Raw genomic sequence first — 26152 nt, 5'->3', positions numbered from 1 at the left:
ATTTTTCTCTTCAACCGACCGGCTGTTTGTGTGAAGTGATTCACATCCGCCGTGTCGATGGAGGCGCATTATAGGGATCCCATTTTTTTGCACAAGCGTTTTTTGGATCTTTTTTTCTGTTTGTTGATTTTTCATCCCTTTCGCTCCATTCCTGCGCAAAGTGGCGATTTTTTGATGCTATCTCCCCTTGCACAACGCCGTTAAAGCAACCAAAGTCTTCATGACTATTCATTTATGATGAGGTAGACATGTCTGACACATTACGTCCTTATAAGGATCTTTTTCCTGAAATCGGTCAGCGCGTGATGATCGATACCAGCAGCGTGGTTATTGGCGATGTCCGTCTGGCGGATGATGTCGGGATCTGGCCGCTTGTGGTAATTCGCGGCGATGTGAATTACGTTGCGATAGGGGCTCGTACGAACATTCAGGATGGCAGCGTTCTTCACGTAACCCACAAGTCTCCATCCAATCCACACGGCAACCCATTAATCATTGGCGAAGATGTTACCGTTGGCCATAAAGTTATGCTGCACGGCTGTACCATCGGTAACCGCGTACTGGTCGGTATGGGCTCCATTGTGCTGGATGGCGCGATAATAGAAGATGACGTAATGATTGGTGCGGGAAGCCTGGTGCCGCAGCACAAACGGCTAGAAAGTGGCTATTTATATCTTGGCAGTCCGGTAAAACAGATCCGCCCCCTGAGCGATGCTGAGAGATCGGGCCTGCAGTACTCCGCCAATAACTATGTAAAATGGAAAGACGACTATCTTTCTCAGGATAACCATATCCAACCGTGATCGTCTTCCTGCTGGGCCAGGATTAATGCTTCAGCCTCTTCTTCCAGGTCCCAGCGATACTCACGAAAAATGGCCAGCCATTGCTCCGCTGTTTCTCCACCAAAGCGATACGCCAGTACATCTTTTTTTATTGCACACGTGAGTTGCATCCCATTAACCAGGGCGGGAAAGATGACAGCGCTGGCGGCAGTATCCCATTCTTCGCGGTCAGGAAATTGTATGGCCTGGTTCACGCTAATAATTCCTGCTGTAGCAGCTTAATTACTGGCTCGACCTGCGGTAATACACCGTGCCAAAGCAAAACGGCATGTGCAGCCTGCCCCACCAGCATTCCCAGCCCATCTGCGTAACGTTTCGCGCCCTGTTGTACACACCAGGAGAGAAATGGCGTATTCCCTTTTTGATAGAACATGTCATAGCAACAGAGGGAAGGGTGAATAAGTGACGCTGGTATCGCCGGGATTTCGCCCCGTATGCCGCTGGAGGTCGCATTAATAATCAGGTCAAACTCACAACCATCCAGCTTGTCCATATCCATGGCATGAATGCTGCCGGTATGAGCAAAGATTTTCGCCAACGCTTCGGCACGTGAAGCTGTACGGTTGGTGATAGTGACCGCGCAATCCAAAGAAAGCAGAGGTAACAGCACGCCCCGGGATGCGCCGCCCGCGCCAATCAGCAAAATACGCCATCCTGGGCGGATAAAATTTAAACGTTTGAGATCGCTTAATAAACCGATACCGTCAGTATTGTCGCCAAGCAAACGACCATCTTCCAGCCGTTTTAATGTATTGACTGCTCCCGCCAGCGATGCTCGTTCCGTTAACTCATCCGATCGCGCAAACGCCTCCTCTTTAAAAGGTACTGTGATGTTTGCGCCTTTTCCCCCTGCCGCGAAAAAGGCATCAAGCGTATTAATGAAATTATTAATAGGGGCCAGCACGCGACCATAGGGATGAACAATATCTAGCTGCTGAGCAAATTGCTGATGAATAAATGGCGATTTGCTGTGCGCAATCGGATTTCCAAAAACAGCATAGGTTTCCATCATGTTACCCCTGTCGAAACAGTTCGCCCGTCAGAGCATCGCGAATTTCTGAAGGATTTAAACGCCCACCCGTTGCGCCTTCAACCACCGGAAAATCATCGCCAAATTGCGCACGCACCTCTTCAACGGTACGACATGGCGGTAATCCGCTCAGATTGGCGCTGGTGGAAACCAGCGGTTTGCCATACGCATTGCATAGCGCGACCACCAGCGGGTGGTTGGTAACACGAACGGCCAGGGAATCAAAACGTCCCGTGAGCCACCGCGGCGTTGTCGCGGGCGCAGGAAAAACAAACGTTACCGGCCCGGGCCAGCAATCAAATACCGCTTTACGCTGTGCGACGGTAAGTATGCTGTCATCAATATAAGGTTTTAACTGCTCAAAGCTGGCGGCAATCAAAATGAGTCCCTTATCGACGGGCCGTTGTTTTAACGCCAGCAGGCGCGTAACGGCTGTTTCACTATCGGGATCGCAGCCGACGCCGAAAACGGCTTCTGTTGGATAAGCGATGACATTTTCTTTATTCAGGAGATCTACCGCTGCGGCGATAGATCCTGTTGGCAGGTTATTATTCACTTGTTTATTCCACCGGAACCGGCTTTCCACATTGTTTACTGGCGCAAAAGCGCTTCACGCCCTGCGCGGTTTTCTTTTCGATGAGTAGCGGATAATGGCACTCGGGGCATTCCCCCGCAACCGGTGTGAAGTTAATGACGAACTGACATTCCGGGTAGCGATCGCAGGAATGAAAGATTTTACCGTAACGAGAACGGCGCTGGACCAAATGTCCTTGCTGGCAGGCTGGACAGGCAATCGCCGTTTCATCCGGTTTATCAATAACCACTGTATGTTCACATTGCGGATACTGACTGCATCCGATGAACATGCCAAAGCGCCCCTGACGCAGCACCAGTACGGCGCCACACTCAGGACACAGTTGCCCCTCCAGAATTTTAACGATATGCCCGTCCGCCTGACTTTTCAGCGGACGAACATAATCGCATTCCGGATAGCGAGAACAGCCGAGAAACGGACCATGTTTCCCGGAACGAATTACCAGTTCGGCCCCGCACTGCGGGCAGGGCTCATTTTTACGCACCGAAAACAGTGCTGATTTAGCCATATTCACTCATGCAGCATTAACACCTATCAATGCAGCATACCTTCATTTACCTCAAAGAGTAATTCTTCCATTTGCTGATAGGCGTTTTCACAGCCCGGAATGTTGAATAACACCATCAAAATAACCCATTTCAAGTCTTCCAGGTCAAACTCTGCGGTATCCAGCGCCAGCACACGCTCAATCACCATTTCTCGTGTTTCGAGGTTTAGCACCTGAATCTGCTCAAGGAATAACAGGAACCCCCGGCAACTGGCATCAAGCCTTTCACACTCTTCAACCGTATAAATGCGCATTGAAAGAGGGTCGGAAGCAAGTTGCATGGGTTCCGCGAGGCCATCCTGATAGTCAGCGAGTTTTTCCAGCCACAGCAGCGCATTGTAGATGTCTTCGCGATCAAACCCAGCGTCGGTGAGATCACGCTCCAGTCTGTCCTGATCCACGCGCAGCTCGGCTTCGTTATGGATGTATGTTTCAAACAAATACATTAGTACGTCGAACATGGCTTGCCCTCCTTAATCGGACATAGCCGCCGGGTACAGCTGCGATCCATCCTGCTAACTCCAGTTCGAGTAGCTGAGCCACTACCGCTGGCACAGGTTGGCCGGCACGTTCAGCGACGACGTCAACAGGTGTTACCTCATCTCCTACGTTAGCCAGGAGCTCAGGAAATGGCAATGCCGCCTCATCCTGATTTAGTGAATAAAGTGAATTTTCCGCCGTAGTTGGCAACCAGTGTAAGCCGTATTGCAAATTTTCCAGAATATCCTCCGGCGTCGTCACAAGCGTGGCCCCTTGTTTAATTAACCAGTGCGTGCCTTCGCTTCCCGGACTACCGATAGGACCTGGTAATGCAAAAACGTCCCGCCCCTGTTCAAGCGCGCAGCGCGCCGTCACCAACGAACCGCTGCGCAACGCCGCCTCAATCACCAGCACGCCTTTGCTCAGTCCGCTGATGATACGGTTTCTGCGAGGAAAATGTTGCGGTAGCGGAGGCGTTGAAAGCGGAAATTCTGAGACCACTGCGCCGCCGGTGGCAATCAAGTTTTCAGCCAGCATGGCATGTCGGCGAGGATAAATCTTTGCCAAGCCATTCCCTAACACCGCTACACTTTTTCCCCCCATACTCACCGCGGCGTTGTGTGCTACGCCATCAATTCCCCGGGCAAGGCCACTGGTGATCGTCAAACCGCTTTTCGCAAGGCTTTCGCAAAGCAGACGTCCCCAGCGTTCTCCATACCAGGAGTGGCTCCGGCTTCCTACGACGGCAAGTTGGCAGGTATGCAGACAGGCAGGATCGCCGTCAATAAAAATAGCGCCGGGATAATCGTCAATAGCACGCAGCTGGGGAGGATAAATTTCACTATCCGCACACAGAAAATGGTGCTGCGGTAGTTCAAGCCAGCGTAATGTCTCATCAAGCACACCTGCTGGAAGCTGTAAAAAACGTTCAGCTTGCCGCGCGGTAAGACCAGCTTCCTGAAGGTGCGTGCGATTTATCTGAGGCTGGCGAATAAGCGAATTCGCCATGTTCAACATCGCCTCGCCATAAAGGTCGCCGACGTACATTAAACGTAACCAAATTTCGGTACGGGCCATCCTTTCCCTCCCCTGCCACAAGCAGTCTGAACAATCTTTGCGATTGGTCACTGATGCTGTCAATCAGGTGGGGATTTGTCTAGAATAGAGGTAATAATCTTTTCAACTCCTGAACACAACTCTGGATAATTATGTCAGTTTTGCAAGTGTTACATATTCCGGACGAGCGCCTTCGCAAAGTCGCAAAGCCGGTTGAAGAAGTGAATGCAGAAATTCAGCGTATCGTCGATGATATGTTCGAAACGATGTACGCGGAAGAAGGTATCGGTCTGGCCGCAACGCAGGTCGATATCCACCAGCGGATCATCGTGATTGACGTTTCGGAAAACCGCGACGAGCGCCTGGTACTCATTAACCCGGAATTGCTGGAGAAAAGTGGCGAAACGGGTATAGAAGAAGGCTGTCTGTCGATTCCGGAACAGCGTGCTTTAGTGCCGCGCGCCGAGAAAGTGAAAATCCGCGCGCTGGATCGCGACGGCAACCCATTTGAGCTTGAAGCGGATGGTTTGCTGGCAATCTGCATTCAGCATGAGATGGATCATCTGGTCGGTAAACTGTTTATCGATTATTTGTCGCCGCTGAAGCAACAACGTATTCGTCAGAAAGTAGAAAAACTCGACCGCCTGAACGCCCGGGCTTAAAGGACAAGAACCAACGTGTCAGATTCACTACGTATTATTTTTGCGGGTACACCTGACTTTGCAGCGCGTCATCTCGACGCGCTGTTAACTTCTGGACATAACGTTGTCGGCGTATTTACCCAACCCGATCGTCCAGCAGGTCGCGGCAAAAAGTTGATGCCCAGCCCGGTAAAAGTGCTGGCGGAAGAAAAAGGCCTGCCCGTTTTCCAGCCCGTGTCGCTTCGTCCTCAGGAAAACCAGCATCTGGTTGCTGACTTACATGCCGACGTCATGGTTGTCGTAGCATATGGTCTGATTCTCCCAAAGGCAGTGCTGGATATGCCCCGTCTCGGATGTATCAACGTTCACGGTTCGCTGCTTCCACGCTGGCGCGGCGCGGCGCCTATTCAGCGCTCACTCTGGGCAGGCGATGCGGAAACCGGCATCACAATTATGCAGATGGATGTAGGGCTGGATACCGGCGACATGCTGTATAAACTTGCGTGCCCGATTACCGCAGAAGATACCAGTGGCTCACTGTATAATAAGTTGGCTGAACTTGGCCCGCAGGGGTTAATTACCACACTAAAACAACTGGCGGACGGCACAGCGGCGCCTGAAGCGCAGAATGAAGCGCTGGTCACTCATGCGGAAAAGCTCAGTAAAGAAGAAGCGCGTATCGACTGGTCTCTCTCCGCAGCACAGCTGGAGCGTTGCATTCGCGCCTTTAATCCGTGGCCAATGAGCTGGCTGGAAATCGACGGCCAGCCGGTAAAAGTCTGGCAGGCGTCCGTCATTGAGGACGCCACGCAGTCGCTGCCGGGAACCATTCTGGCCGCGACGAAACAGGGCATTCAGGTTGCAACAGGCAAGGGGATATTAAATTTGCTTTCGCTTCAGCCTGCCGGCAAAAAAGCGATGAGCGCCCAGGATCTGTTAAATTCACGCCAGGAATGGTTTATTCCTGGTAACCGTCTTGCCTGACGGTCACGTCTTTATAAGCCCGGTGTTACCGGGCATTTTTATTTTATACATATGAAAAAACAAAACAATTTACGTAGTCTGGCGGCACAGGCCGTTGAACATGTCGTCGAGCAGGGACAATCATTAAGTAATGTGCTCCCGCCGCTGCAACAAAAAGTCGCCGATAAAGACAAAGCGCTACTTCAGGAGCTGTGCTTTGGCGTCCTGCGCACCCTTTCACAGCTGGAATGGCTGATCAATAAGCTGATGTCTCGTCCAATGACCGGCAAGCAGCGTACAGTGCATTACTTAATTATGGTCGGCTTTTATCAGTTGCTGTACACCCGCGTTCCTCCCCATGCGGCGCTGGCTGAAACCGTTGAAGGCGCGGTCTCCATCAAACGTCCGCAGTTGAAAGGGTTAATTAACGGCGTCCTGCGCCAGTTTCAGCGCCAGCAGGAAACGTTGCTTAATGAGTTTGCGACCAGCGATGCGCGCTTTTTACATCCAGGTTGGCTGGTAAAGCGTTTGCAAAATGCTTACCCCACACAGTGGCAACACATTATTGAAGCGAATAACCAGCGTCCACCGATGTGGCTACGTGTAAATCGTACACACCACACCCGCGACGGTTGGCTTGGCTTACTTGAAGACGCAGGCATGAAGGGATATCCCCATCCCGATTATCCCGACGCTGTACGTCTGGAAACGCCAGCTCCGGTACATGCTTTACCCGGTTTTGCTGAGGGTTGGGTAACTGTCCAGGATGCCTCTGCGCAGGGATGTGCGGTTTTTCTCGCTCCTCAGAACGGTGAGCACATTTTAGACTTGTGCGCCGCGCCCGGCGGTAAAACCACGCATATTCTCGAAGTGGCCCCCGAAGCAGACGTGTTGGCGGTTGATATTGATGAACAACGACTCTCCCGCGTTTACGACAACCTAAAGCGTCTTGGGATGAAAGCGACAGTTAAACAAGGGGATGGACGTTATCCCGCCCAATGGTGCGGCGAGCAGCAGTTTGACCGTATTCTGCTGGATGCGCCCTGCTCCGCAACCGGCGTCATTCGCCGTCATCCAGATATCAAATGGCTGCGTCGCGATCGCGATATCGCGGAACTGGCGCAATTACAGGCGGAAATTCTTGATGCCGTCTGGCCGCGCCTGAAGCCTGGCGGGACGCTGGTTTACGCCACCTGTTCCGTACTGCCGGAAGAAAACCGCGATCAGATCAAAACCTTTTTGCAACGCACTCCCGATGCCGCGCTCAGCGAAACGGGAACACCTGATCAGCCAGGACAGCAAAATCTGCCGGGCGGCGAAGAAGGTGATGGGTTCTTTTACGCTAAGCTAATCAAGAAGTGATGAGATAACGGGCCACGACTGATGAAAATTATCATACTGGGCGCAGGGCAAGTTGGCGGAACACTGGCGGAAAACCTGGTCGGCGAAAACAACGACATCACGGTGGTTGATACCAACGGCGAACGGTTACGCAGTTTGCAAGATAAGTTCGATCTACGCGTAGTTCAGGGGCATGGTTCGCATCCCCGCGTGTTGCGCGAAGCGGGCGCTGACGATGCGGATATGCTGGTCGCTGTCACCAGTTCAGATGAAACTAATATGGTTGCCTGTCAGGTAGCCTATTCACTCTTCAACACTCCAAACCGTATCGCCCGCATTCGCTCCCCGGACTATGTTCGCGATGCGGATAAACTCTTTCATTCTGAAGCGGTTCCGATTGATCATCTGATCGCGCCGGAGCAGTTGGTTATCGATAATATTTATCGCCTGATCGAGTATCCGGGAGCATTACAGGTTGTAAACTTTGCCGAAGGGAAAGTCAGTCTGGCAGTAGTTAAAGCCTACTATGGCGGTCCACTAATAGGTAACGCGCTCTCGACAATGCGAGAGCATATGCCGCATATCGATACCCGCGTTGCCGCAATTTTCCGCCATGACAGACCAATCCGCCCTCAGGGCTCGACTATCGTGGAAGCAGGGGATGAAGTCTTCTTTATTGCGGCTTCACAGCATATCCGTGCAGTAATGAGCGAATTACAGCGTCTGGAAAAACCCTACAAGCGCATCATGCTGGTGGGCGGCGGCAATATCGGCGCCGGGCTGGCAAGGCGTCTGGAAAAAGACTATAGCGTTAAATTGATCGAACGCGATCAACAACGCGCCGCAGAATTGGCTGAGAAACTGCAAAACACGATCGTCTTTTTTGGCGACGCTTCCGATCAGGAATTGCTGGCGGAGGAGCATATTGATCAGGTCGATCTCTTTATCGCGGTCACTAACGATGATGAAGCCAATATCATGTCCGCGATGTTGGCCAAGCGGATGGGCGCCAAAAAAGTGATGGTGCTGATTCAGCGTCGAGCTTATGTCGATCTTGTGCAGGGTAGCGTTATAGATATTGCGATTTCTCCGCAGCAGGCCACCATCTCTGCATTACTGAGCCATGTGCGTAAAGCGGATATCGTCGGCGTTTCCTCACTACGTCGCGGGGTTGCCGAAGCCATCGAAGCCGTCGCGCACGGTGATGAAAGCACTTCCCGCGTGGTTGGCCGCGTCATTGACGAAATAAAACTGCCGCCAGGCACCATTATTGGCGCGGTCGTTCGTGGTAATGATGTCATGATTGCTAATGACAATTTGCGCATTGAACAAGGCGATCACGTCATTATGTTTTTGACCGATAAAAAGTTTATTACCGACGTCGAACGTCTGTTCCAGCCAAGTCCTTTCTTCCTCTAATTTAAGGGGCGCTCATTCAGCGCCCTTTTTAATTCCCTTTATTTATCAAGGTTTAATTTATTTCGCTAAACAGAAGCCGTAAATGGAAAATGCCTTAGCATTTGTTAAACTTATAACGTCAGCTGCATAGGGAGAATAAAAATGAGTTTTATTAAAGAATTTCGCGAATTCGCGATGCGCGGGAATGTTGTGGATTTGGCAGTGGGTGTCATTATTGGCGCGGCATTCGGTAAGATTGTTTCTTCACTGGTTGCCGATATCATTATGCCGCCGTTGGGATTGTTAATCGGCGGGATCGACTTTAAACAATTTGCTTTTACGTTACGCGAAGCGCAGGGAGATATTCCGGCGGTCGTCATGCATTACGGCGTGTTTATCCAGAACGTATTTGATTTTGTGATTGTGGCCTTTGCTATCTTTGTTGCCATTAAGCTTATCAACAGACTCAACCGTAAAAAAGCAGAAGAGCCGGCAGCTCCGCCAGCGCCTTCTAAAGAGGAAGTGTTATTGGGCGAAATCCGCGATCTGCTGAAAGAACAAAATAACCGTTCTTAATAAGCAGAAGGCCAGTGGTAAAAAAGTCACTTACTTTCTTGCCACTGGCCTCCCAGTTCCCTCGATTACCGTGTTTACCTTTGCGCAGATAGCTTCCTTTGCCTTTCTTATTTTTTTCAACGCGTTGCCTGAAAAGGGGATCGTGTAACAATGCCTCAATGGCATTGTCCTTTATCTGCCCTTTCTTATGTTGATAACGACTCATAATGTCTCCCGATTGTATAAATTAACGGCGCGAGTGTAGCCCCGCCGGTTCAATAAATCAACATCCTGATTTCGCCCCACTGGCCCCCTGCTCCAGGGCTTCCAGAATGGAACAATAGACGCTACTGTGGGCCGTTCCACAACAAGCATCATTAAGCCTTTGTAACGAACGCTGCATCGTTTGCAGTTCCGCAATCCTGGCTTCAACCTCCTGCAATCGCTCTTGCACAATACTTTTTGACTCCTGGCAGGTATGGTGCTCAGGATCAATTCGGATCGATAAAAGTTCGCGGATCGAGTCGAGCGTGAAACCCAACTGCCGCGCATAACGGATAAACTTGAGACGCTGCAGATCGTTTTCAGTATACAGACGAAATCCGCCTTCAGTACGTACCTCATGATCCATCATCTGCTGTTTTTCATAGTAGCGAATGGTATCAGGCGTTACGTCTGCCAGCTTTGCCAGCTCACCAATGCGATACATACAAGCTCCGTTAATTATCGTTGATTTTATGCAGCAGTTTTTCTGCATACTCACCGTGTAAAAAGTCGGTACTCAACCCAGCCTGCCGAAGTTTTAGTTCAAGCAGCGAGAGCTGGCGACTAACCTGATGGTATCGAGGGTCATCTTCCCGGATACTGTTGAGGATATCAAGTAACTGAATAGCATCTCTGCGCTGCTCCAGTTCAGGGGGAAGACAGCCCGCATTCTTGAGTAAGCGATAACCCGCACGAAGTTCCGCCGGCACATGAGAATCATCATCCAGAATAAGCGGCTCGCCGCGGCCAGGCAGATTATCAAACTCGCCTTTACGCTGTGCCTCGATAATATGACGCTCTGCCCACTGGTCAAGTAACCACATACGTCGCTCCAGGGATTGAACGAAAAGAATACAATTATTGTAGATATGTGGGGTTCAGGAGGGTATAAAAAAACCCGCCGAAGCGGGTTTTTTTACGTTACTACAGATTACTCTGCAGCAGCTTCTGTTTTCTCTGAACGATCAACCAGCTCGATGTATGCCATCGGCGCGTTGTCGCCTGCACGGAAGCCACACTTCAGAATGCGAGTGTAACCACCGGCGCGGCTCGCGAAACGCGGGCCCAGCTCGTTAAACAGTTTTGCCACGATCTCGTTATCACGAGTACGGGCGAATGCCAGACGACGATTAGCAACGCTATCAGTCTTGGCAAGAGTAATCAGCGGCTCAACTACGCGACGCAGCTCTTTCGCTTTAGGCAGGGTCGTCTTGATGATTTCATGACGAACCAGTGAACCTGCCATGTTGCGGAACATAGCCTGGCGATGGCTGCTGTTGCGGTTCAGTTGACGACCACTCTTACGATGGCGCATGACCTTATCCTTCTCAGTAAAACCTTAACCTGTGATCCGGTTACTCGTCAGCGATGCTTGCCGGTGGCCAGTTTTCCAGGCGCATACCCAGAGACAGTCCACGGGAAGCCAGCACGTCTTTAATCTCGGTAAGAGATTTTTTACCCAGGTTAGGCGTCTTAAGAAGCTCAACCTCGGTACGCTGTACCAGATCACCGATATAGTGGATAGCTTCTGCCTTGAGGCAGTTAGCAGAGCGGACAGTCAATTCCAGATCGTCAACAGGGCGCAGCAGGATCGGATCGAATTCTGGTTTCTCTTCTTTCACTTCCGGTTGACGTACATCACGTAAATCAACGAAAGCTTCCAGTTGTTCAGCCAGGATGGTTGCCGCACGACGAATCGCCTCTTCAGGATCGATTGTGCCGTTGGTTTCCATTTCGATGACCAGCTTGTCCAGGTCGGTACGCTGTTCTACACGCGCTGCTTCAACATTGTAGGCAATACGCTCTACAGGGCTGTAGCAGGCGTCGACCAGCAGACGGCCGATTGGGCGCTCATCTTCTTCCGAATGAATTCGGGTAGAAGCCGGCACATAACCACGACCGCGCTGAACTTTGATACGCATACTAATAGACGCGTTTTCATCGGTCAGGTGGCAGATCACGTGCTGCGGCTTGACGATTTCGACATCCCCATCATGGGTGATATCGGCTGCAGTCACAGGGCCAATGCCAGATTTATTCAAGGTAAGAATAACTTCATCTTTACCCTGAACTCTCACCGCCAGCCCTTTCAGGTTGAGCAGGATTTCCAGGATGTCTTCCTGAACGCCTTCTTTGGTGCTGTACTCATGTAGTACACCATCAATCTCAACCTCGGTCACCGCGCAACCCGGCATCGATGAGAGCAGAATACGGCGCAGTGCGTTACCCAGAGTATGGCCGAAGCCACGCTCTAAAGGCTCAAGGGTCACCTTGGCGTGCGTCGAACTCACTTGCTCGATATCTACCAGGCGCGGTTTTAGAAACTCTGTCACAGAACCCTGCATTGTGTCCTCTCTTTGGTACTAAGCTTTACTTGGAGTAAAGCTCGACGATCAGGTGTTCGTTAATGTCCGCAGACAGATCAGAACGCTCAGGCTTACGCTTGTACGTACCTTCCATCTTGCCAGCATCAACTTCCAGCCAGGTTGGCTTTTCACGCTGCTCAGCCAGCTCCAGAGCGGCTTTCACGCGAGACTGCTTCTTCGCTTTCTCACGAATGCTAACAACGTCATTCGGACTAACCTGATAAGAAGCGATGTTAACAACACGACCGTTTACCATAATTGCTTTATGGCTAACCAGCTGACGTGCTTCCGCACGAGTGGCGCCGAAGCCCATACGGTATACAACGTTGTCCAGACGACCTTCCAGCAGAGCCAACAGGTTTTCACCGGTGTTGCCTTTCAGACGTGCTGCTTCTTTGTAGTAGTTACGGAACTGACGCTCCAGCACACCGTAAATGCGGCGAACTTTTTGCTTTTCACGCAACTGCACACCATAGTCAGACAGACGCGGCTTACGCGCACCGTGCTGGCCAGGAGCTTGTTCAATTTTACACTTGGTATCGATCGCGCGAACGCCAGACTTAAGGAATAAGTCGGTGCCCTCACGACGGCTCAGCTTGAGCTTAGGACCCAAATATCTTGCCATTTTCTTTCTCCAACTAACCTGGAAAACGAAGCGTTATACGCGACGTTTTTTCGGCGGACGACAACCGTTATGAGGGATCGGAGTCACATCAGTAATATTAGTGATGCGGAAACCAGCGGCGTTCAGAGCACGAATAGTAGATTCGCGGCCTGGACCCGGACCTTTAACCATAACTTCCAGATTCTTGATACCGTATTCTTTCACGGCGTCAGCGCAACGCTCTGCTGCAACCTGAGCTGCAAACGGAGTGGATTTGCGAGAACCACGGAAACCGGAACCACCGGCTGTTGCCCAACCCAGCGCATTACCCTGACGATCGGTAATAGTCACGATGGTGTTGTTGAAAGAAGCATGGATATGAGCCACGCCGTCAGAGACTTGTTTTCTTACACGTTTACGTGCGCGAACTGGTGCCTTTGCCATTATTCAATCACCCCGATTATTTCTTGATCGGTTTGCGCGGACCCTTACGGGTACGAGCGTTGGTCTTGGTACGCTGACCGCGAACCGGGAGACCACGACGATGACGCAAACCGCGATAGCAACCAAGATCCATCAGGCGCTTGATGCTCATGCTGATTTCACGGCGCAGATCACCTTCAACGACAAATTTGGCAACTTCGTCACGCAGCGTGTCGATTTGTTCTTCAGACAGCTCACTGATCTTAACATTTTCAGCGATACCCGCTGCAGCCAGGATGGCTTTAGAACGGGTCTTGCCGACACCGTAGATCGAAGTTAACGCGATCACGGCGTGTTTCTGATCAGGAATGTTAATGCCTGCTATACGGGCCACTATGCACTCCTACTATTTAATATGTACGTACCATGCTGAAAAGCCCGTTTTCAGGATACTCAAATGGAAACGTACAGACATACAAAAGATTGGCTGGCTAATCTAGCCAGCTCAACCCAACTTTGCAAGAAAAATATGCGAAAAAATCAGCCTTGGCGCTGTTTATGCTTCGGCTCGGCACTGCAAATCACACGGATGACACCATCACGCTTAACGATTTTGCAGTTACGGCATAATTTCTTGACGGAAGCACGAACTTTCATTTTTACTCTCCGTAACTTCTCAGGCGACCAATTAACGGCCGTAGCCTTTCAGGTTCGCCTTCTTCAATGCAGACTCATACTGACTGGACATCATCAGAGTTTGCACTTGAGCCATAAAGTCCATAATCACGACAACAACGATAAGCAGTGAGGTCCCACCGAAGTAGAACGGCACTTTCATTGCATCACGCATGAACTCCGGGATCAGGCAGATAAAGGTAATATACAGCGCACCAACCAGGGTCAGGCGGGTCATTACTTTATCGATATACTTCGCCGTTTGCTCTCCCGGACGAATTCCTGGTACAAATGCACCGGACTTCTTCAGGTTATCTGCTGTTTCACGCGGGTTGAAAACCAACGCCGTGTAGAAGAAACAGAAGAAGATGATTGCAGACGCATAGAGTAACACATAAAGCGGTTGCCCAGGCTGCAAATACAGCGAAATTGTTGTCAGCCAGTTCCAACCAGTACCGCCCCCGAACCATGACGCGATGGTCGCCGGGAACAGAATAATACTGGAAGCGAAGATTGCCGGGATTACCCCCGCCATATTCACTTTCAGCGGTAAATGTGTGCTCTGTGCAGCATAGACACGACGACCTTGCTGACGTTTGGCGTAGTTTACCACAATACGGCGTTGACCACGTTCAACGAATACTACAAAGAACGTCACTGCAAATACTAATACTGCAACCAACAGCAACACGAGGAAGTGCAGGTCGCCTTGACGCGCTTGCTCGATAGTATGGGCAATGGCTGGCGGGAGTCCCGCAACGATACCAGCGAAGATGATGATTGAGATACCGTTACCGATACCGCGCTCAGTAATCTGTTCGCCGAGCCACATCAGGAACATCGTCCCTGTAACCAGACTTACAACAGCGGTGAAATAGAATGCAAAGCCTGGATTCATCACCAGGCCCTGCATACCAGGCATATTCGGCAAACCGGTAGCAATACCGATCGACTGGAATATCGCCAGCACCAGAGTACCGTAACGGGTGTACTGGCTGATCTTACGACGACCAGACTCCCCTTCTTTCTTAATTTCTGCCAGCGTTGGATGAACCACCGTCAACAGCTGGATAATGATCGATGCCGAAATATACGGCATGATCCCCAGGGCAAAGATAGAAGCACGGCTGAGAGCACCACCAGAGAACATGTTAAACATTTCAATGATGGTGCCTCGCTGTTGCTCAAGCAGTTTGGCAAGTACAGCGGCATCAATACCAGGGATCGGAATAAAAGAGCCAATACGGAACACAATCAGCGCGCCGATAACAAACAGCAGTCTGCGTTTCAGCTCACCTAAGCCACCTTTGGCACTTTGAAAATCTAATCCCGGTTGTTTAGCCATCTGCTACTTATTCCTCGATTTTACCGCCAGCAGCTTCGATAGCAGCACGAGCGCCTTTAGTAACACGCAGGCCACGAACAGTTACCGGAGTAGTGACTTCGCCAGCCAGGATCACTTTCGCGAACTCGATCTGAATACCGATAATGTTTGCCGCTTTCAGCGTGTTCAGGTCTACAACGCCGCCTTCTACTTTCGCCAGGTCAGACAGACGAACTTCGGCTGTAATCGCTGCTTTGCGAGAAGTGAAGCCGAATTTCGGCAGACGACGGTACAGAGGCATCTGACCACCCTCGAAACCGCGACGTACGCCACCGCCAGAACGAGACTTCTGACCTTTGTGACCACGACCACCGGTTTTACCGAGGCCAGAACCGATACCACGACCCAGGCGTTTACCCGCCTTTTTGGAGCCTTCGGCCGGAGACAGAGTATTTAAACGCATCTCTTACTCCTCAACTTTAACCATGAAGGAAACCGCGTTGACCATACCACGAACAGCAGGAGTATCCTCGCGCTCTACGGTGTGGCCAATACGACGCAGACCCAGGCCAAGCAGCGTTGCCTTGTGTTTCGGCAGACGACCGATTGCACTGCGGGTTTGAGTAATTTTAATAGTCTTTGCCATGGTTTATTTCCCCAGAATTTCTTCAACGGATTTACCACGCTTGGCAGCGACCATTTCTGGAGAATTCATATTTTCCAGGCCATCAATAGTTGCACGAACCACGTTGATCGGGTTGGTGGAACCGTATGCTTTAGCCAGAACGTTATGAACCCCAGCAACTTCCAGAACGGCGCGCATTGCACCACCGGCGATGATACCGGTACCTTCGGAAGCTGGCTGCATGAATACACGAGACCCCGTGTGAACACCTTTAACCGGGTGCTGCAGGGTGCCGTTGTTCAGCGCGACGTTAATCATATTGCGACGGGCTTTTTCCATCGCTTTCTGGATCGCTGCTGGAACTTCACGCGCTTTACCGTAACCAAAACCTACGCGACCGTTACCATCGCCTACTACAGTCAGAGCTGTGAAGGAGAAAATACGACCACCTTTAACGGTTTTAGATACGCGGTTTACCGCGATCAGCTTTTCCTGCAGTTCGCCAGCTTGTTTTTCGATGTGAGCCATCTTACACCTCTACCTTAGAACTGAAGGCCAGCTTCACGGGCAGCATCTGCCAGTGCCTGGACACGACCATGATATTGGAACCCGGAACGGTCAAAGGACACATCTTTGATGCCTTTTTCCAGAGCGCGTTCAGCGACAGCTTTACCCACAGCTGCAGCCGCGTCTTTGTTACCGGTGTACTTCAGTTGTTCAGCGATAGCTTTTTCTACAGTAGAAGCAGCTACCAGAACTTCAGAACCGTTCGGTGCAATTACCTGTGCGTAAATATGACGCGGGGTACGATGTACCACCAGGCGAGTTGCGCCCAGCTCTTTGAGCTTGCGGCGTGCGCGGGTCGCACGACGGATACGAGCAGATTTCTTATCCATAGTGTTACCTTACTTCTTCTTAGCCTCTTTGGTACGCACGACTTCGTCGGCGTAACGAACACCCTTGCCTTTGTAAGGCTCAGGACGACGGTAGGCGCGCAGATCTGCTGCAACCTGGCCGATCACCTGCTTATCAGCGCCTTTCAGCACGATTTCAGTTTGAGTCGGACATTCAGCAGTGATACCTGCCGGCAGCTGATGGTCAACCGGGTGAGAGAAACCTAAAGACAGGTTTACTACATTCCCTTTAACCGCTGCACGATAACCTACACCAACCAGCTGCAGCTTCTTAGTGAAGCCTTCGGTAACACCGATAACCATTGAGTTCAGCAGGGCACGCGCGGTACCAGCCTGTGCCCAACCGTCTGCGTAACCATCACGCGGACCGAAGGTCAGTGCATTATCTGCATGTTTAACTTCAACAGCATCGTTGAGAGTACGAGTCAGCTCGCCGTTTTTACCTTTGATCGTAATAACCTGACCGTTGATTTTGACATCAACGCCGGCAGGAACAACGACCGGTGCTTTAGCAACACGAGACATTTTTTCCTCCGATTAGGCTACGTAGCAGATAATTTCGCCACCAAGACCAGCCTGGCGCGCTGCACGATCAGTCATAACACCTTTAGAGGTAGAAACAACTGCGATACCCAGACCGGCCATAACTTTCGGCAGCTCATCTTTACGTTTGTAGATGCGCAGGCCTGGGCGGCTGACACGCTGAATGCTTTCTACAACAGCTTTACCCTGGAAATACTTAAGAGTCAGTTCCAGTTCCGGCTTGGTGTCGCCTTCAACTTTAAAATCTTCAATAAAACCTTCTTCCTTCAGCACGTTGGCAATTGCCACTTTCAGCTTGGAGGAAGGCATGGTGACCGCAGCTTTGTTCGCGGCCTGACCGTTACGGATACGGGTCAGCATATCCGCGATCGGATCTTGCATGCTCATCTGTCTTTACTCCCGTGATTCAATTGGTGACAATTACCAGCTAGCCTTTTTCAGACCCGGAATTTCACCGCGCATAGCGGCTTCACGGACCTTAATACGGCTCAACCCGAACTTCCGCAGGAAAGCGTGCGGACGACCAGTTTGACGGCAGCGGTTACGCTGACGTGACGGGCTGGAATCACGCGGCAGAGTCTGCAGCTTAAGAACCGCATTCCAACGATCTTCGTCGGTTGCGTTCACATCAGAGATGATCGCTTTCAGTTCAGCGCGTTTCGCGAAGTATTTATCAGCTAAAGCTACGCGTTTTACTTCGCGTGCTTTCATTGATTGCTTAGCCATTTAGTAACCCTACCTTACTTGCGGAACGGGAAGTCAAAGGCAGCCAGCAGAGCACGGCCTTCTTCGTCAGATTTCGCAGTAGTGGTAATGGTAATATCCAAACCACGAACGCGGTCGACTTTATCGTAGTCGATTTCTGGGAAGATGATCTGCTCACGGACACCCATGCTGTAGTTACCACGACCGTCGAATGACTTAGCGGACAAGCCACGGAAGTCACGGATACGAGGAACAGCAATAGTGATCAGGCGCTCAAAGAACTCCCACATGCGTTCGCCACGCAGAGTTACTTTACAGCCGATCGGATAGCCCTGACGGATTTTGAAGCCTGCAACAGATTTGCGTGCTTTGGTGATCAACGGTTTTTGACCGGAGATTGCTGTCAGGTCTGCTGCTGCGTTATCCAGCAGTTTCTTGTCAGCGATCGCTTCACCAACACCCATGTTCAGGGTGATCTTCTCGACCCGAGGGACTTGCATGACAGAATTGTAGTTAAACTCAGTCATGAGTTTGTTAACTACTTCGTCTTTGTAGTAATCATGCAGTTTCGCCATCGTACTACTCCAAATTACTTGATAGTTTCGCTGTTAGACTTGAAGAAACGGACTTTTTTGCCGTCTTCGAATCTAAAGCCTACACGGTCAGCCTTGCCGGTTGCCGCATTGAAGATTGCAACGTTAGAAACCTGAATTGCAGCTTCTTTTTCAACGATGCCGCCCGGTTGGTTCAGAGCCGGAACCGGCTTCTGGTGTTTCTTAACCAGGTTGATACCTTCAACAATGACCTTGCCGGAAGACAGGACATTCTTAACTTTACCGCGTTTACCTTTATCTTTACCGGTTAACACGATAACTTCGTCATCACGACGGATTTTCGCTGCCATGATTCGCTCCTTAGAGTACTTCTGGTGCCAGAGAGATAATTTTCATGAACTTCTCGTTACGAAGTTCACGAGTTACCGGCCCAAAAATACGCGTACCGATAGGCTGCTCGCTGTTATTGTTTAAAATAACGCATGCATTACCATCGAAGCGAATGACAGAACCGTCCGGGCGACGAACACCCTTCTTGGTGCGCACCACTACCGCCTTCAGCACATCACCTTTTTTGACCTTACCACGCGGAATCGCTTCTTTGATGGTGATCTTAATGATGTCGCCTACGCCTGCGTAGCGACGGTGCGAGCCACCCAGAACCTTGATACACATTACGCGACGTGCACCGGAGTTGTCGGCGACGTTCAGCATAGTCTGTTCTTGGATCATTTTAGTGCTCCGCTAATGTCAACTACTACTGAGACCCGAAAATCAGGTCGTTAAAAAAACCCCATATCGAGGGCGCGGCATTATAACACCGCAAATCAGATATGGGTAGAAAAAATAAACGGCCCATCGCTGAGCCGTTTATTCGTTGAGAATGCGTACTGTATTACAGAACCGCTTTCTCTACAACGCGAACCAGAGTCCAGGATTTGGTCTTGGACAGCGGACGGCATTCGCGGATTTCAACCACGTCGCCGATACCGCATTCGTTGTTCTCGTCATGTACGTGCATTTTGGTCGTACGCTTGATGAATTTACCGTAGATCGGGTGTTTCACAAAACGTTCGATAGCAACAACAATGGATTTCTCCATTTTGTCGCTAACCACGCGACCTTGCAGAGTACGGATTTTATCGGTCATTACGCACCCGCCTTCTCAGTCAGTAAAGTCTTAACGCGTGCGACATCACGACGCACTTGCTTCAACAGGTGAGACTGTTGCAGCTGGCCACTTGCAGCCTGCATACGCAGGTTGAACTGCTCACGCAGCAGGTTCAGTAGCTCGGTGTTCAGCTCTTCAACGCTCTTCTCACGCAGCTCTTTTGCTTTCATTACATCACCGTCTTAGTTACAAAGGTGGTTTTAATCGGCAGTTTCGCTGCTGCCAGCTTGAATGCTTCACGGGCCAGCTCTTCCGGTACGCCGTCCATTTCATACAGGACTTTACCCGGCTGAATCAAGGCAACCCAATACTCCACGTTACCTTTACCTTTACCCATACGCACTGCCAGCGGCTTTTCAGTGATCGGTTTGTCCGGGAATACACGGATCCAGATCTTACCTTGACGCTTAACTGCACGGGTCATAGCACGACGTGCTGCTTCGATCTGACGGGCAGTCAGACGACCACGGCCAACAGCTTTCAGGCCGAAGCTGCCGAAGCTAACATCCGCGCCTGCAGCCAGACCACGGTTGCGGCCTTTGTGCATTTTACGGAATTTTGTACGCTTTGGTTGTAACATCAGCGACGCTCCTTATTTACGGCCTTTACGCTGCTGCTTTTTCGGTTGAGCAGCCGGTTTTTCCGGTTGTTCAACAGCAGCCATACCACCCAGGATCTCGCCTTTGAAGATCCACACTTTAACGCCGATTACACCATAAGTGGTGTGCGCTTCAGAGGTGTTGTAGTCGATGTCAGCACGCAGAGTGTGCAGCGGTACGCGACCTTCGCGGTACCATTCGGTACGTGCGATTTCCGCGCCGCCCAGACGGCCGCTAACTTCAACTTTGATACCTTTAGCGCCCAGACGCATGGCGTTCTGTACAGCACGCTTCATCGCACGACGGAACATAACGCGACGTTCCAGCTGAGAAGTGATGCTGTCAGCAACCAGTTTAGCGTCCAGTTCAGGTTTACGAACTTCGGCGATGTTGATCTGTGCAGGAACGCCAGCGATATCCGCTACGACCTTACGCAGTTTTTCTACGTCTTCACCTTTTTTACCGATAACGATACCCGGGCGAGCGGTGTGAATAGTCACACGGATGCTCTTAGCCGGACGCTCGATAACGATACGAGATACAGACGCTTTAGCCAGTTCCTTCGTCAGGTACTGACGTACTTTAAAATCGCTGTCCAGGTTGTCAGCGAATTCTTTGGTGTTCGCAAACCAGGTAGAGTTCCATGGTTTTACAATACCCAGGCGAATACCATTAGGATGTACTTTCTGACCCATTGCTAGTCTCCAGAGTCTCAGCGATCGGACACAACCACAGTGATGTGGCTGGTGCGCTTCAGGATGCGATCTGCACGACCTTTTGCACGCGGCATAATGCGCTTCATGCTCGGGCCTTCGTCTACGAAAATTTTCGTAACTTTCAGATCGTCAATGTCAGCGCCATCGTTGTGTTCAGCGTTAGCAATGGCAGATTCCAGAACTTTCTTGACCAGTACAGCCGCTTTCTTGTTGGTGTAGGTCAGAATATCCAGAGCCTGCGACACTTTCTTACCGCGAATCAGGTCAGCAACAAGGCGAACCTTCTGAGCAGAAGAACGAGCATGGCGATGTTTAGCGATAGTTTCCATCTCTTCCTCCTACCTTATTTCTTCTTCGCTTTTTTATCAGCAGCGTGGCCGCGATAAGTACGAGTCGGTGCGAATTCACCCAGTTTGTGACCGACCATTTCGTCGGAAACAAATACCGGAACGTGCTGACGACCATTATGGACAGCGATGGTCAAACCGATCATGTTAGGAAAGATCGTTGAACGACGGGACCAGGTGCGCAGGGGCTTCTTGTCTCCGCTTTCCACCGCTTTCTCTACCTTCTTCAGCAAGTGCAGGTCAATAAAAGGACCTTTCTTGAGAGAACGTGGCATGGCTTATCCTCTAAAATTATTTGCTACGGCGACGTACGATGAATTTATCAGTACGCTTGTTGCTGCGGGTCTTCTTACCTTTGGTCTGAACGCCCCACGGAGTTACCGGGTGCTTACCAAAGTTACGACCTTCACCACCACCATGTGGGTGGTCTACTGGGTTCATCGCAGTACCGCGAACGGTAGGACGAACGCCACGCCAGCGTGCAGCACCTGCTTTACCCAGAACGCGCAGCATATGCTCAGCATTGCCAACTTCGCCCAGGGTTGCACGGCAGTCTGCTTCGACTTTACGCATTTCACCAGAACGCAGACGCAGGGTGACATAAGCGCCATCGCGAGCAACGATCTGAACGTAAGTACCAGCGGAACGTGCCAGCTGACCGCCTTTACCTGGTTTCATTTCTACGTTATGAACGGTAGAACCAACCGGGATATTGCGCATCGGCAGGGTGTTGCCTGCTTTGATTGCAGCATCAACGCCAGACTGAATCTGGTCGCCAGCTTTCAGGCCTTTCGGGGCCAGGATGTAACGGCGTTCGCCGTCTTTGTACAGAACCAGCGCGATGTTCGCGGAACGGTTCGGATCGTACTCAAGACGTTCAACAACTGCCGGGATACCGTCTTTGTTGCGTTTGAAGTCAACAATACGATAAGCCTGTTTGTGACCACCACCGATATGACGAGTGGTGATACGGCCATTGTTGTTACGACCACCGGATTTGCTGTTTTTTTCAACCAGCGGAGCAAAAGGTTTGCCCTTGTGCAGCTCTGGGTTGACCACTTTAACGACGTGGCGACGACCCGGAGATGTCGGTTTACATTTAACAACTGCCATTGTATTACTCCTCCGACTTACTCAGCGCCGCCGACGAAGTCCAGATTCTGGCCTTCTTTCAGGGTGACGTAAGCTTTTTTCCAGTCGCTACGACGACCGATACGCTGTCCGTGACGTTTAACTTTCCCTTTAACGACCAGGGTGTTAACGACTTCGACTTCGACTTCAAACAGTTTCTGCACAGCAGCTTTGATTTCTGCTTTGGTCGCGTCTTTAGCAACTTTGAGAACGATGGTGTTAGTTTTTTCCATCGCAGTAGACGCTTTTTCAGAAACGTGCGGTGCGCGCAGCACCTTCAGCAGACGTTCTTCACGAATCATGCCAGCATCTCCTCAACTTGCTTAACAGCATCAGCAGTCATTACGACTTTGTCGAAGGCGATCAGGCTAACCGGGTCGATACCAGTCGCATCGCGTACGTCAACCTTGTGCAGGTTACGTGCGGCCAGGAACAGGTTCTCGTCCAGCTCACCGGTGATGATCAGCACATCTTCCAGAGCCATGTCTTTCAGTTTCTGTGCCAGCAGCTTAGTTTTCGGCGCTTCTACAGAGAACTTCTCGACAACGATCAGACGATCCTGACGTACCAGTTCGGACAGGATGCTTTTCAGCGCGCCGCGGTACATCTTCTTATTAACTTTTTGACTGTGGTCCTGCGGACGAGCAGCGAAGGTCACGCCACCGGAACGCCAGATCGGGCTCTTGATAGAACCTGAACGCGCACGGCCAGTGCCTTTCTGGCGCCACGGTTTTTTACCGGAACCAGTTACTTCAGCACGAGTCTTCTGAGCACGAGTACCCTGACGAGCACCAGCTGCATAAGCAACAACAACCTGGTGAACCAGCGCTTCGTTGAAATCACGACCGAAGGTAGTTTCGGAAACAGTCAGCGCGCTCTGCGCGTCTTTCAATACTAATTCCATTGCTATCCCCTTACGCCTTCACAGCTGGTTTAACGATCAGGTCGCAACCGGTTGCACCCGGAACACCACCCTTAACCAGCAGCAGGTTGCGCTCAGCGTCAACGCGTACTACGTCAAGGCTCTGAACGGTTACGCGCTCATTACCCATCTGACCTGCCATTTTCTTGCCTTTGAACACTTTGCCCGGAGTCTGGTTCTGACCGATAGAACCCGGAACGCGGTGAGACAAGGAGTTACCGTGAGTAGCGTCCTGGGTACGGAAGTTCCAGCGCTTAACGGTACCAGCGAAACCTTTACCTTTAGAGGTACCGGTTACGTCAACTTTTTTAACGTCAGCAAACAGTTCAACGCTGATGCTCTGACCTACGGTGTATTCTTCGCCTTCAGCCAGACGGAATTCCCACAGACCACGGCCAGCTTCTACGCCAGCTTTAGCAAAGTGACCCGCTTCCGGCTTGGTGACACGGTTAGCTTTTTTAGCACCCGTAGTAACCTGAACAGCGCGGTAGCCATCGTTAGCCAGGTCTTTAACCTGAGTAACACGGTTTGCTTCAACTTCGATTACGGTTACTGGGATAGAGACGCCATCTTCAGTGAAGATGCGGGTCATACCCACTTTTTTACCGACTAAACCAATCATTGTATCAACCTCTCAATCGCTCGATGACCTGATTAACCCAGGCTGATCTGCACGTCTACACCGGCAGCCAGGTCCAGACGCATCAGAGCATCAACGGTTTTCTCGGTTGGCTCAACGATGTCAACCAGACGCTTGTGAGTGCGAATTTCGTACTGATCGCGCGCATCTTTGTTAACGTGCGGAGAGATCAGAACGGTAAAGCGCTCTTTGCGGGTCGGCAGCGGGATCGGACCGCGAACCTGCGCACCAGTGCGCTTGGCAGTCTCGACGATTTCCGCGGTTGATTGATCGATCAGACGATGATCAAACGCTTTCAGGCGGATACGGATTCTTTGGTTCTGCATGAGACCAGAGCTCCAATTATTTTATAAACGAAAATGATTACTCCTCACACCCATTACGATTGATGGGAGAGTGTAACCGTTCTTACGTAGCTCCCCGATTGGGAGCATTGTTAAATAGCCAAATCGGCTATTCGAGGTTCAAATCGAACCTGCCGTCAATTACGACAAGCCCGCGCATTATACGTAAATCTCAGCCTGACGCAAGTGTCGGATAGAAATTAAGCGCTTTATTCTTATGCGAGCACGATTCCAGATGGTACGCATAGGATGGCAACGCGTATCTTTTCTTTGGAAGGCATCAGGCAAACCTGGCAATACGTCGTTGTCGCTGTCGCATAAATCTATAAAGGTGAGCACAAGCCTTGACGAGGATTTGCTTATGTTTGTTGCCCTCCCCTTTCTCATTTTTTATGCGTCGTTCTCTTTATTACTTGGCATATACGACGCGCGTACCGGTCTGCTGCCTGACCGGTTTACCTGTCCATTACTGTGGGGTGGTCTGCTTTATCACCAGATTTGCCTGCCGGAGCGTTTACCGGATGCGCTTTGGGGTGCTATCGCCGGCTATGGCGGATTCGCATTAATTTACTGGGGCTATCGCCTGCGTTATCAGAAAGAGGGGCTTGGATATGGCGACGTCAAGTACCTTGCTGCCTTAGGGGCGTGGCATTGTTGGGAAACACTGCCGTTACTGGTTTTCCTTGCCGCCATGTTGGCCTGTGGCAGGTTTGGCGTCGCGCTACTGGTGAGAGGTAAATCGGCATTAATAAACCCGCTACCTTTTGGGCCATGGTTGGCGGTGGCGGGTTTCATAACAGGTTGGAAAGTTTTCTTTCCAGACGGTTAATCGGTAACCTTAATTTGTGATTGCAGATAATTTTGCATACCAAGTTTGGCAATCAAATCCAGCTCAGTTTCCAGCCAGTCGATGTGGCCTTCCTCGTCGGCAAGAATTTCAATCATCATATCCCGGCTGACATAATCATGAACGCTATCGGCATAGGCTATTGCCTCACGTAGATCTTTTGCGCCTTCCAGTTCGAGCCGGAGATCCGATCGTAGCATCTCTTCGACATCTTCACCGATGCCCAGCTTGCCCAGATCCTGTAGGTTCGGTATGCCTTCCAGAAATAAAATACGCTCAATATACTTATCGGCGTGTTTCATCTCATCAATGGATTCATGGTACTCAACATCATTAAGCCGGGTCAGCCCCCAGTTTTTGAACATACGGGCATGAAGAAAATACTGATTAATTGCGACAAGCTCATTTCCCAATAGTTTATTGAGATAATTTATGATTTTAACATCACCTTTCATTTTATAGTCCCTCCGCTTCCACTCTCTAGAGCGTAGATGGGGCTACAGGGATGTCAAAAAAAAGAGTGTGACTCAGGCGATCTCTTTAAATTCCGGCATTTGCGTTAACTCATCCTGCATCACTTCTCGCGCGGCGCGAATACACTTACCACATTGATTTCCCACAGGAATAAATTTACGCAACTGTTGAAATGACTGTGGATGAAATTGTCGTACAGCCTGGCGGATTTTTTTATCGCTTATACCATTACACAAACAAACGTACATGATTGCTCCCGTTCAATTTCCGCACAAAGTGTAAATGAGAATGGTTATGATTACAATAGCACAAAGCGATTTACGCCACGGGAGAAGCGTTAAAAAAGGCAAATAAATATAACAGCGGCTAAATAGCAGGCAACAAAAAGGGCGCCGAAGCGCCCTCTTCAATTCAAAACTAATTAACGAGTAATTAGCCCAGAACTTTAGCAACAACGCCCGCGCCAACGGTACGGCCGCCTTCACGGATTGCGAAACGCAGACCGTCGTCCATTGC

Annotated in this window: 46 protein-coding genes and 1 pseudogene; 7 read left to right on the top strand and 40 right to left on the bottom strand. The window is 50.7% G+C overall.

Annotation, left to right across the window (positions count from 1 at the left end):
- The first annotated feature begins 248 nt into the window (after positions 1-248).
- Positions 249-803 (top strand): gamma carbonic anhydrase family protein, encoded by a 555-nt coding sequence (locus ACLJPQ_RS22350; RefSeq protein ID WP_001285635.1) that lies wholly within the window; start codon positions 249-251, stop codon positions 801-803.
- Here ACLJPQ_RS22350 and ACLJPQ_RS22345 read toward each other — a convergent pair.
- From ACLJPQ_RS22345 to dprA, 6 genes are read right to left on the bottom strand one after another with little or no spacing between them, the layout of a single operon-like run.
- A complete protein-coding gene (locus tag ACLJPQ_RS22345) occupies positions 779-1036 on the bottom strand; it encodes a DUF1488 domain-containing protein (RefSeq protein ID WP_001070575.1) in 258 nt (85 codons plus the stop codon). The genes ACLJPQ_RS22350 and ACLJPQ_RS22345 overlap by 25 nt on opposite strands.
- The gene (aroE, locus tag ACLJPQ_RS22340; RefSeq protein WP_023994025.1) at positions 1033-1851 is read right to left on the bottom strand and encodes a shikimate dehydrogenase; all 819 of its coding nucleotides are present in this window, start codon (positions 1849-1851) and stop codon (positions 1033-1035) included. The genes ACLJPQ_RS22345 and aroE overlap by 4 nt, the downstream gene beginning before the upstream one ends.
- Positions 1852-1855: 4 nt before the next feature.
- Entirely contained in the window at positions 1856-2428 is a 573-nt protein-coding gene (gene tsaC, locus ACLJPQ_RS22335) for an L-threonylcarbamoyladenylate synthase type 1 TsaC (protein ID WP_010835148.1), read from the bottom strand.
- A 4-nt stretch (positions 2429-2432) separates the two neighbouring features.
- Entirely contained in the window at positions 2433-2975 is a 543-nt protein-coding gene (locus ACLJPQ_RS22330) for a type I DNA topoisomerase (RefSeq protein WP_001129708.1), read from the bottom strand.
- Positions 2976-3001: 26 nt separating this feature from the next.
- Entirely contained in the window at positions 3002-3475 is a 474-nt protein-coding gene (gene smg, locus ACLJPQ_RS22325) for a DUF494 family protein Smg (RefSeq protein ID WP_000460663.1), read from the bottom strand.
- Entirely contained in the window at positions 3447-4571 is a 1125-nt protein-coding gene (dprA, locus tag ACLJPQ_RS22320) for a DNA-protecting protein DprA (RefSeq protein WP_000124529.1), read from the bottom strand. The genes smg and dprA overlap by 29 nt, the downstream gene beginning before the upstream one ends.
- 131 nt (positions 4572-4702) lie before the next feature.
- Here dprA and def point away from each other — a divergent pair, with 131 nt between their 5' ends.
- The 5 genes from def to mscL all read left to right on the top strand — a co-directional run bounded on the left by def (position 4703) and on the right by mscL (position 9469).
- Positions 4703-5212 (top strand): peptide deformylase, encoded by a 510-nt coding sequence (def, locus tag ACLJPQ_RS22315; RefSeq protein ID WP_000114987.1) that lies wholly within the window; start codon positions 4703-4705, stop codon positions 5210-5212.
- 15 nt (positions 5213-5227) lie between these two features.
- Positions 5228-6175, top strand: a complete 948-nt coding sequence (gene fmt, locus ACLJPQ_RS22310; RefSeq protein ID WP_080185144.1) for a methionyl-tRNA formyltransferase — start codon at positions 5228-5230, stop codon at positions 6173-6175.
- Between the two features lie 51 nt (positions 6176-6226).
- Positions 6227-7516, top strand: coding sequence for a 16S rRNA (cytosine(967)-C(5))-methyltransferase RsmB (rsmB, locus tag ACLJPQ_RS22305; RefSeq protein ID WP_080185143.1), 1290 nt, complete (start codon positions 6227-6229; stop codon positions 7514-7516).
- A 21-nt stretch (positions 7517-7537) separates the two neighbouring features.
- Entirely contained in the window at positions 7538-8914 is a 1377-nt protein-coding gene (trkA, locus tag ACLJPQ_RS22300; protein ID WP_000691374.1) for a Trk system potassium transporter TrkA, read from the top strand.
- 141 nt (positions 8915-9055) lie between these two features.
- Positions 9056-9469 carry a large-conductance mechanosensitive channel protein MscL gene (gene mscL, locus ACLJPQ_RS22295; RefSeq protein WP_000008119.1) on the top strand — a complete coding sequence of 138 codons (414 nt, stop codon included), beginning with the start codon at positions 9056-9058 and terminating at the stop codon, positions 9467-9469.
- A gap of 1 nt (position 9470) precedes the next feature.
- Here mscL and ACLJPQ_RS22290 read toward each other — a convergent pair.
- The 31 genes and pseudogenes from ACLJPQ_RS22290 to rpsJ form a co-directional block, all read right to left on the bottom strand.
- Positions 9471-9674, bottom strand: a pseudogene (locus ACLJPQ_RS22290) (alternative ribosome-rescue factor A); the annotation flags it as partial.
- A 57-nt stretch (positions 9675-9731) separates the two neighbouring features.
- Positions 9732-10157, bottom strand: a complete 426-nt coding sequence (zntR, locus tag ACLJPQ_RS22285; RefSeq protein WP_000285585.1) for a Zn(2+)-responsive transcriptional regulator — start codon at positions 10155-10157, stop codon at positions 9732-9734.
- Positions 10158-10167: 10 nt separating this feature from the next.
- On the bottom strand, positions 10168-10536 hold the full coding sequence (locus ACLJPQ_RS22280) for a DUF1992 domain-containing protein (RefSeq protein WP_000266515.1): 369 nt from the start codon (positions 10534-10536) through the stop codon (positions 10168-10170).
- Between the two features lie 107 nt (positions 10537-10643).
- Complete coding sequence (rplQ, locus tag ACLJPQ_RS22275) at positions 10644-11027, bottom strand: 50S ribosomal protein L17 (protein WP_001216370.1); 384 nt, start codon at positions 11025-11027, stop codon at positions 10644-10646.
- A 40-nt stretch (positions 11028-11067) separates the two neighbouring features.
- A complete protein-coding gene (locus ACLJPQ_RS22270; RefSeq protein ID WP_001162094.1) occupies positions 11068-12057 on the bottom strand; it encodes a DNA-directed RNA polymerase subunit alpha in 990 nt (329 codons plus the stop codon).
- Between the two features lie 25 nt (positions 12058-12082).
- Positions 12083-12703 (bottom strand): 30S ribosomal protein S4, encoded by a 621-nt coding sequence (gene rpsD, locus ACLJPQ_RS22265; RefSeq protein WP_000135226.1) that lies wholly within the window; start codon positions 12701-12703, stop codon positions 12083-12085.
- A 33-nt stretch (positions 12704-12736) separates the two neighbouring features.
- Entirely contained in the window at positions 12737-13126 is a 390-nt protein-coding gene (gene rpsK / locus ACLJPQ_RS22260; protein WP_001029758.1) for a 30S ribosomal protein S11, read from the bottom strand.
- A gap of 16 nt (positions 13127-13142) precedes the next feature.
- A complete protein-coding gene (gene rpsM, locus ACLJPQ_RS22255; protein ID WP_000090780.1) occupies positions 13143-13499 on the bottom strand; it encodes a 30S ribosomal protein S13 in 357 nt (118 codons plus the stop codon).
- Positions 13500-13645: 146 nt separating this feature from the next.
- Positions 13646-13762 carry a 50S ribosomal protein L36 gene (gene rpmJ / locus ACLJPQ_RS22250; RefSeq protein WP_000868187.1) on the bottom strand — a complete coding sequence of 39 codons (117 nt, stop codon included), beginning with the start codon at positions 13760-13762 and terminating at the stop codon, positions 13646-13648.
- Positions 13763-13793: 31 nt separating this feature from the next.
- Positions 13794-15125, bottom strand: coding sequence for a preprotein translocase subunit SecY (gene secY, locus ACLJPQ_RS22245; protein WP_001118864.1), 1332 nt, complete (start codon positions 15123-15125; stop codon positions 13794-13796).
- Between the two features lie 7 nt (positions 15126-15132).
- A complete protein-coding gene (rplO, locus tag ACLJPQ_RS22240; RefSeq protein WP_001238917.1) occupies positions 15133-15567 on the bottom strand; it encodes a 50S ribosomal protein L15 in 435 nt (144 codons plus the stop codon).
- A 3-nt stretch (positions 15568-15570) separates the two neighbouring features.
- Positions 15571-15750 carry a 50S ribosomal protein L30 gene (gene rpmD / locus ACLJPQ_RS22235; RefSeq protein ID WP_001140434.1) on the bottom strand — a complete coding sequence of 60 codons (180 nt, stop codon included), beginning with the start codon at positions 15748-15750 and terminating at the stop codon, positions 15571-15573.
- Positions 15751-15753: 3 nt separating this feature from the next.
- Positions 15754-16257: a 30S ribosomal protein S5 gene (rpsE, locus tag ACLJPQ_RS22230; RefSeq protein WP_000940121.1), complete on the bottom strand. Its 504-nt coding sequence runs from the start codon at positions 16255-16257 to the stop codon at positions 15754-15756.
- 14 nt (positions 16258-16271) lie between these two features.
- Positions 16272-16625 (bottom strand): 50S ribosomal protein L18, encoded by a 354-nt coding sequence (gene rplR / locus ACLJPQ_RS22225; protein WP_000358956.1) that lies wholly within the window; start codon positions 16623-16625, stop codon positions 16272-16274.
- Positions 16626-16634: 9 nt separating this feature from the next.
- Positions 16635-17168: a 50S ribosomal protein L6 gene (rplF, locus tag ACLJPQ_RS22220; protein ID WP_000091939.1), complete on the bottom strand. Its 534-nt coding sequence runs from the start codon at positions 17166-17168 to the stop codon at positions 16635-16637.
- A 12-nt stretch (positions 17169-17180) separates the two neighbouring features.
- Entirely contained in the window at positions 17181-17573 is a 393-nt protein-coding gene (gene rpsH / locus ACLJPQ_RS22215; protein ID WP_000062611.1) for a 30S ribosomal protein S8, read from the bottom strand.
- Between the two features lie 33 nt (positions 17574-17606).
- Positions 17607-17912, bottom strand: a complete 306-nt coding sequence (rpsN, locus tag ACLJPQ_RS22210) for a 30S ribosomal protein S14 (protein ID WP_001118932.1) — start codon at positions 17910-17912, stop codon at positions 17607-17609.
- Between the two features lie 14 nt (positions 17913-17926).
- Positions 17927-18466 (bottom strand): 50S ribosomal protein L5, encoded by a 540-nt coding sequence (gene rplE / locus ACLJPQ_RS22205; protein WP_001096206.1) that lies wholly within the window; start codon positions 18464-18466, stop codon positions 17927-17929.
- 14 nt (positions 18467-18480) lie between these two features.
- On the bottom strand, positions 18481-18795 hold the full coding sequence (rplX, locus tag ACLJPQ_RS22200; protein WP_000729185.1) for a 50S ribosomal protein L24: 315 nt from the start codon (positions 18793-18795) through the stop codon (positions 18481-18483).
- 10 nt (positions 18796-18805) lie between these two features.
- A complete protein-coding gene (gene rplN, locus ACLJPQ_RS22195) occupies positions 18806-19177 on the bottom strand; it encodes a 50S ribosomal protein L14 (protein ID WP_000613954.1) in 372 nt (123 codons plus the stop codon).
- A gap of 163 nt (positions 19178-19340) precedes the next feature.
- On the bottom strand, positions 19341-19595 hold the full coding sequence (gene rpsQ / locus ACLJPQ_RS22190) for a 30S ribosomal protein S17 (protein WP_000130101.1): 255 nt from the start codon (positions 19593-19595) through the stop codon (positions 19341-19343).
- Positions 19595-19786 (bottom strand): 50S ribosomal protein L29, encoded by a 192-nt coding sequence (gene rpmC, locus ACLJPQ_RS22185; protein ID WP_000644742.1) that lies wholly within the window; start codon positions 19784-19786, stop codon positions 19595-19597. Before rpmC ends, rpsQ begins: the two co-directional genes overlap by 1 nt.
- Positions 19786-20196 carry a 50S ribosomal protein L16 gene (gene rplP / locus ACLJPQ_RS22180; protein ID WP_000941208.1) on the bottom strand — a complete coding sequence of 137 codons (411 nt, stop codon included), beginning with the start codon at positions 20194-20196 and terminating at the stop codon, positions 19786-19788. The genes rpmC and rplP overlap by 1 nt, the downstream gene beginning before the upstream one ends.
- 12 nt (positions 20197-20208) lie before the next feature.
- Positions 20209-20910: a 30S ribosomal protein S3 gene (gene rpsC / locus ACLJPQ_RS22175; protein ID WP_000529945.1), complete on the bottom strand. Its 702-nt coding sequence runs from the start codon at positions 20908-20910 to the stop codon at positions 20209-20211.
- 17 nt (positions 20911-20927) lie between these two features.
- Complete coding sequence (gene rplV, locus ACLJPQ_RS22170; RefSeq protein WP_000447529.1) at positions 20928-21260, bottom strand: 50S ribosomal protein L22; 333 nt, start codon at positions 21258-21260, stop codon at positions 20928-20930.
- A gap of 14 nt (positions 21261-21274) precedes the next feature.
- Positions 21275-21553, bottom strand: a complete 279-nt coding sequence (rpsS, locus tag ACLJPQ_RS22165) for a 30S ribosomal protein S19 (RefSeq protein WP_001138115.1) — start codon at positions 21551-21553, stop codon at positions 21275-21277.
- 16 nt (positions 21554-21569) lie between these two features.
- Entirely contained in the window at positions 21570-22391 is an 822-nt protein-coding gene (rplB, locus tag ACLJPQ_RS22160) for a 50S ribosomal protein L2 (RefSeq protein ID WP_000301869.1), read from the bottom strand.
- A gap of 17 nt (positions 22392-22408) precedes the next feature.
- A complete protein-coding gene (gene rplW, locus ACLJPQ_RS22155; RefSeq protein ID WP_000617546.1) occupies positions 22409-22711 on the bottom strand; it encodes a 50S ribosomal protein L23 in 303 nt (100 codons plus the stop codon).
- Positions 22708-23313 (bottom strand): 50S ribosomal protein L4, encoded by a 606-nt coding sequence (gene rplD, locus ACLJPQ_RS22150; protein ID WP_000424395.1) that lies wholly within the window; start codon positions 23311-23313, stop codon positions 22708-22710. Before rplD ends, rplW begins: the two co-directional genes overlap by 4 nt.
- A gap of 10 nt (positions 23314-23323) precedes the next feature.
- Positions 23324-23953: a 50S ribosomal protein L3 gene (gene rplC, locus ACLJPQ_RS22145; RefSeq protein ID WP_000579838.1), complete on the bottom strand. Its 630-nt coding sequence runs from the start codon at positions 23951-23953 to the stop codon at positions 23324-23326.
- Between the two features lie 32 nt (positions 23954-23985).
- The gene (gene rpsJ / locus ACLJPQ_RS22140) at positions 23986-24297 is read right to left on the bottom strand and encodes a 30S ribosomal protein S10 (RefSeq protein WP_001181005.1); all 312 of its coding nucleotides are present in this window, start codon (positions 24295-24297) and stop codon (positions 23986-23988) included.
- A gap of 379 nt (positions 24298-24676) precedes the next feature.
- Between rpsJ and hopD the strand changes: the two genes are divergently transcribed.
- On the top strand, positions 24677-25144 hold the full coding sequence (hopD, locus tag ACLJPQ_RS22135) for a prepilin peptidase (RefSeq protein ID WP_000495849.1): 468 nt from the start codon (positions 24677-24679) through the stop codon (positions 25142-25144).
- On the opposite strand, the gene bfr is transcribed toward hopD, so the two are convergent.
- The 3 genes from bfr to ACLJPQ_RS22120 all read right to left on the bottom strand — a co-directional run.
- The gene (gene bfr / locus ACLJPQ_RS22130) at positions 25141-25617 is read right to left on the bottom strand and encodes a bacterioferritin (protein WP_000675530.1); all 477 of its coding nucleotides are present in this window, start codon (positions 25615-25617) and stop codon (positions 25141-25143) included. The two genes, hopD and bfr, sit on opposite strands and share 4 nt — an antisense overlap.
- A gap of 72 nt (positions 25618-25689) precedes the next feature.
- The gene (bfd, locus tag ACLJPQ_RS22125) at positions 25690-25884 is read right to left on the bottom strand and encodes a bacterioferritin-associated ferredoxin (protein ID WP_000289082.1); all 195 of its coding nucleotides are present in this window, start codon (positions 25882-25884) and stop codon (positions 25690-25692) included.
- A gap of 184 nt (positions 25885-26068) precedes the next feature.
- Positions 26069-26152, bottom strand: an 84-nt coding sequence (locus ACLJPQ_RS22120; RefSeq protein ID WP_000740160.1) for a hypothetical protein, incomplete at its 5' end; no start/stop codon positions are given.

Source organism: Salmonella sp. SAL04213 (genome assembly GCF_046550535.1).
GTDB lineage: Bacteria > Pseudomonadota > Gammaproteobacteria > Enterobacterales > Enterobacteriaceae > Salmonella > Salmonella enterica.
The sequence above is the reverse complement of the archived record's forward strand: the minus strand, read 5'-3'. Positions and strand labels throughout refer to the sequence as shown.